At 63.6% G+C, this 294-nt stretch carries 1 pseudogene; it reads left to right on the top strand.

Annotated elements, in window-relative coordinates:
• A pseudogene (locus C4301_RS09805) lies at positions 1 to 210 on the top strand (sulfite dehydrogenase); the annotation flags it as partial.
• Positions 211 to 294: the final 84 nt, after the last annotated feature.

A 294-nucleotide genomic window follows, 5' to 3' on the forward strand; every position in this document is an offset into this window, starting at 1 on the left:
TGGAGCCGGGCCTGGGACGAGGCGGGCCACACCCAGCCCACCCGGGAGGAGTTTTTTAGGAAATGGAGCCGGAACAACCGTTACCACTACAATGCCATCCAGGCCTGGCGGGTTTTAAAGGACGGCCGCGTGGTCAATGGCGATCGGCCTCTTCCGGGGTCTGCCCAGGGGCCTGCGGGTGGGTGTGACGGGGAGGTGTTTGATGTTTAGGCTCGCTTTGTTCCTGGGGCTTGGCCTTATCTCTTTGGCGGGAGCGGTCCGGTATGGCCTGGGCACCCCCATCAGCGAGGACCT

It is taken from the genome of Thermus sp., from assembly GCF_040290245.1.
Taxonomy (GTDB): domain Bacteria; phylum Deinococcota; class Deinococci; order Deinococcales; family Thermaceae; genus Thermus_A.